The organism is Bradyrhizobium sp., assembly GCF_049586575.1.
In the GTDB taxonomy this organism is placed as follows: Bacteria; Pseudomonadota; Alphaproteobacteria; order Rhizobiales; family Xanthobacteraceae; genus Bradyrhizobium.
In genome coordinates this window covers 1-4508 of sequence record NZ_JBAVCF010000726.1, presented here as the reverse complement: position 1 = coordinate 4508, position 4508 = coordinate 1, and the positions used below count along the sequence as shown (strand labels likewise).

At 57.1% G+C, this 4508-nt stretch carries 4 protein-coding genes and 3 pseudogenes; 3 read left to right on the top strand and 4 right to left on the bottom strand.

Annotated elements, in window-relative coordinates; translation table 11 throughout:
* Positions 1 to 1209 precede the first annotated feature (1209 nt).
* The 3 genes and pseudogenes from WB528_RS26430 to WB528_RS26420 form a co-directional block, all read right to left on the bottom strand.
* Entirely contained in the window at positions 1210 to 1398 is a 189-nt protein-coding gene (locus WB528_RS26430) for a hypothetical protein (RefSeq protein WP_423892256.1), read from the bottom strand.
* A 6-nt stretch (positions 1399 to 1404) separates the two neighbouring features.
* Positions 1405 to 1617: a PRC-barrel domain-containing protein gene (locus WB528_RS26425; RefSeq protein ID WP_423892254.1), complete on the bottom strand. Its 213-nt coding sequence runs from the start codon at positions 1615 to 1617 to the stop codon at positions 1405 to 1407.
* Between the two features lie 132 nt (positions 1618 to 1749).
* A pseudogene (locus WB528_RS26420) lies at positions 1750 to 1866 on the bottom strand (P-type conjugative transfer protein TrbG); the annotation flags it as partial.
* A 110-nt stretch (positions 1867 to 1976) separates the two neighbouring features.
* On the opposite strand from WB528_RS26420, the gene WB528_RS26415 reads away from it, so the two are divergent.
* From WB528_RS26415 to WB528_RS26405, 3 genes and pseudogenes are all read left to right on the top strand, one after another.
* Complete coding sequence (locus WB528_RS26415; RefSeq protein ID WP_423892252.1) at positions 1977 to 2900, top strand: NAD(P)H-binding protein; 924 nt, start codon at positions 1977 to 1979, stop codon at positions 2898 to 2900.
* Positions 2901 to 3131: 231 nt separating this feature from the next.
* The gene (locus tag WB528_RS26410; protein WP_423892251.1) at positions 3132 to 3467 is read left to right on the top strand and encodes a PRC-barrel domain-containing protein; all 336 of its coding nucleotides are present in this window, start codon (positions 3132 to 3134) and stop codon (positions 3465 to 3467) included.
* A gap of 80 nt (positions 3468 to 3547) precedes the next feature.
* Positions 3548 to 3925 (top strand): annotated as a pseudogene (locus tag WB528_RS26405) (DUF6512 family protein); the annotation flags it as partial.
* 223 nt (positions 3926 to 4148) lie between these two features.
* On the opposite strand, the pseudogene WB528_RS26400 reads toward WB528_RS26405, so the two are convergent.
* Positions 4149 to 4286: pseudogene (locus WB528_RS26400) on the bottom strand (pyridoxamine 5'-phosphate oxidase family protein); the annotation flags it as partial.
* Between the last annotated feature and the right edge of the window lie 222 nt (positions 4287 to 4508).

Below are 4508 nucleotides of genomic sequence, written 5' to 3'. Positions count from 1 at the left end.
CCTTGTGGAGTGCGCATTCATACTGCCAGAGGACATCGCGACCGGTGACGTTATTGCACTCGGAGGTTGTTGCGTAACTGCCCCGAACGGCGCGGGCACAATTTGCGCGAAAGAAAATCGCGCAAGGTAACGGCGTTTCCGAATCTCGTGATAGGGGAGCATTCCGTCGACCATGCCTTCCGTCGCGACAGAGATCGGAAACTCAACGCTCAATAATGCGCTCGGCGCGGCTCGACTTCAGGGCACAAGACTGGTACACACGGTTGGAACGGGCGAGTTCTAAGACATTGATTTTATTGAGCTTGCTGGCGCGATGTGGCAATCCCTCTCTCTCTCCGCCTCGATGCTCCATTATCCATCTGATCCTATTTGCAAATTATCCGGGCAATCGCGGCTGGTCCCCAATCTAGTCCCCACGGCGTGCCGATAAGCAGCGTAGCACGTGGGGAATGGTCCAGTAGGCGGGCCTTCCGGCGAATAACCGCTCGAGCGCGGCCACCAAAACCAGCCCGAGCCGCACTTGCCGAACGTCTCTAGCGTGCGGTCTGAATAAAACACTTCAACGCAGACGCCCGTCGCTGGGTTGATGTCGTAGATCGGATCATAAGCTGCGCGTTGCTTGACGCTCGAAGTCACCGGATGTCTCCTATGGGAGAGAGCCGTACCGCGCACGATCAACTATTGAGCGCACCTAAGTCGTTTTGACGGCCTCAACATGGCCGCATCGGGCTGCGCTGACGAAATTCTATCCCCCGGGGTACCAGGGACAGGCCCCCCGTCTCGCGCGCGCGAAGAGGTGTGCCGCGCATATGCAGCCCCAATTTCGAACGTTAAGATTTTCTTAACTGCCTTCGCCCCTCGGCAAACCAGCATTACTTTGGATGTTAAAGCACGGCGGACGTGCCCTAGCTCGCCCACGAAACCATTTTGAGCACCTCGCGAGACCGGCCTGAAACAATCGTCTGTCAGCTTAGCCGTTGATCAAACAACGGGGTGCGATCATGTGGGCAATTATCAGTTCGCTGTACAGGTCATATTGCCGGGCACGTCTGCTTGAAATGCGAGGGTTTCACCCCGTTGGCCATTGATGGGCCTATAGCCGGCTGATGGCGCTCTGGGTTTCAATTGCTCCGGATCCGCGCAATAGGTTCGTTTCATACGGGCACGGGATCTCTGTGAGGTCACGCGATCGTAGCGGGTTATCGCGAATCAGCGCATCCTGATTTCCTCAATGGCGCTGCGGGCTCGATTATGTACAGGCGCGAAGTTATCGATAGGAAGATCGTTGACCTTCAGCGCATCCTTGCGTCGACGGACGATCAATTGACGATCACCCTCCTGAACATGGAGATCGAGAGCTTCGAATCCGAAAGAGATTCGTTGCTTCAAACCGAGCATCGTAAATCAGCTGGGTTGCGCGAACTTGACGGTTGAGACCGGCCATTTCCCGTGATGGCCAGCAATCGATATTCGCAGGCCATGCATTTCGTCGAGCCAAATTTTTTCTACCGTACCGGCTTTTCCGTCGGTAAGGACCACGGCTTTGCCAACAAGCTCGCCTTGGGCCTGCTCGAACTCGCTGAGGATCGTGGACGCACGGATCTTCGCCGTTGGCATAAATGGTCTCACCGTGGAACGGCCAGTTATTTACCTGAGAAAGTGCGCAAGTCGTGACCGGGGACGTCACAAACGAGTGTCGGTGGAAACCGAAGCACGGCGGGCGCCCACAGCCTGGGCCTGGCCTAGATGGTCGACATCCACCACCCACGGGGTGATCCTAGTCGGTTTGACCAAGATGTGAACGCGCCGGCTCTCGCCACTACCCCTTTCTGTATCGCCGACGATCCAGCGAACGGTGTCGCCGGCGACGCCGGACCATCGATGCCGATGACCCGAACCGACCATTCGGGGCATAGCCCTAGACACGGAATTTTACCTCGACGAGTATCTTTCCGGGCTGAAAAGGAAATGATCATATGGCCGCAACCAGCGGTCGCACCGTCACGGTGTTCGGCGGAACCGGCTTTCTCGGCCGCCGCGTCGTTCGCCGTCTGCGCGATCACGGATTTCCCGTTCGGATTGCGTCTAGGCATCCGGATCGGCGACGCGAACATTTCGTCCCATATGGTCCGCAACTTCAATCCGTAGCGGCCGATATTCACGACGAGCGATCAGTCGCGGATGCGCTTGTCGGCGCTTACGGCGTCGTAAATGCGGTTAGTCTTTACGTCGAGCACGGAGAGGAAACCTTTCATTCCGTGCACGTCGAGGCGGCCCAACGGGTAGCGGCGCGAGCGCGCGGGGCGGGCGCCGAGCGGCTCGTTCACGTTTCAGGAATTGGCGCCGATGCCACCTCGCGATCCCGGTACATCCGAAAGCGCGGCGAAGGTGAACTGGCGGTTCGTGCCGCTTTCCCCGATGCAATTATCATCCGACCGGCGGTGATGTTCGGGCCCGACGATGCGTTTCTCACCACCGTACTCAAGTTACTCCGCCGGCTTCCGATCTATCCGATGTTCGGCCGCGGCCTGACCAGATTGCAGCCGGCTTATGTGGAGGATGTTGCCGAGGCGATCGGCCGAGTCATGCAGCGAGACGAGACGCCTTCAACCATCTTGGAGCTCGGCGGCCCGCGCGTGTACTCCTACGAGAAGTTTCTCAGAACCGTCGCGCATCAGGCCGGCCTTACGCCGGTGCTAGTTCCAGTTCCGTTTGCCGTTTGGTACGCGCTCGCATGGGCCTCCGAAATCCTCCCGAATCCATTTCTCACCCGTAACCAACTGGAGTTGATGCAGGTCGACACCGTGTCGGCGCCCGGGTTTCCTGGATTTGCCGAAGTCGAAATTTCGCCCCGCTCGGTCGAGGTGATGCTCCAGGAGATCCTGTCGAGTCGCGATTAAAGTTCCGTCCATCCGCTTCGGATGACAGGCGCACTCTGCATCTGCTCATGCAAGCTAAGTCCGCGAGCCAGTATAATTGATATCCGCCCAGGCTGCGCCGCCCTTGATGCCCGAACTGGTGAGGTCACCAGGCCGTTGATCCACATCAATTGCCGATGATCCAATTAATGCACAGCTTTTTGGGCTACTGAACGTGGAATGTTCGGTGGCGAAGAATTGCAGGGAGGTGGCATGGCTCATACCCTGGTTCCCAGCGATCACGTAGAGACTGCATCGGTCTACGGTCGCGGCGATGAGAAGATCGGCACGATCGAGCGACTGATGCTTGAAAAGAAGAGCGGAACAGTTGCCTACGCGGTCGTGAGATGCGGCGGATTATTCAAAGGTGAGGTACACCACTATCCGGTGCCTTGGGATACGCTGAAGTACGATGTGGCGCGTAAGGCCTACACAACGAACCTAACGTTAGCAGAACTTAGGAGCGGCCCATCGGAGCTCGACGGCGAGGCTTTCGACTGGGGCGACCGCTCTGCGGTCTATCGCCACCCGGAGTATTGGTCGGTGTAGAGCAGTCAACCTGCCGCAGGTATAAGCGCCAATCTGGCAGGGATCGATTGCTTCGCCATGGCAAGGGGTTGGAATGGATTGTGCTCACTCGATGGGATTTGCTAGGCATCTCGTTCATCATTTTGGCAGGAACAGCCCTTCACTTTGCTTTTGCATGGTCCGGGTATTGGAAGCCGATGGCATTGGTGGCGCCCGTCAATGAATCTGTCTGGGAGCATTTCAAACTCGCATTTTGGCCCGCACTGTTATGGGCGCTCTCGGAAAACGCGATGCGCCAGCTTAACGCACGAGCATTCTGGTCGGCAAAGGGTTACGCGCTGCTCGTTACCCCGATACTTATCGCAATTATTTTCTATGGCTATACAGCAGTGCTCGGACAAAACATTTTCGCGCTGGACATTGCCGCGTTTGTAATTGCCGTTGCCGCAGCCCAGTTAGCTTCCGCTCAATTGCTCAAGGTCAATATCCATAATCGGCGGGGGCGCTCAATCGGGATCAGCTTGCTTCTGTGCCAATTTGTCGCTACTCCACTTTCACTTACTACCCGCCCCCGCTCGGATTGTTTGAGGACGGACGCAATGGCACCAGGGGAATTCCGCCCAAAGCAACCGACACTATGGCGCGGGGTCGCTAAGTCGACGGCAAAGCCACAGAGCTCCGGTCCGTCGGGGCCTTCCGCCAGACCCGGTCGTCCACCGCCAAATTGTGGGCCTTTTGGCTATTTGGCCCGCACAGGAAGTAAAGATCGAGGCCTTCGCTCACATATCCAACCGTCGTCGCTTGCGGCCAACCGTCCGGCCTTAATGTCGCAATCGTCATGATCCGATGCTGATCCAAGCCGCCAAAGACTTGGTGTTTGACCAAGGTCAAAATCGCACAGCAAACCGGCGCTGTAGTGTCACGACTAATAGGCGGGATCGCCGGTAGATGGCTGAGCTAGTATTGGCGACTGTTGAGCTAAAATCGCATCTAGCATGGTACTATCATCCGACGCATTTTGAATATCATCGGCTATGCGGAAGGTAGGACTTCTACCGCTTC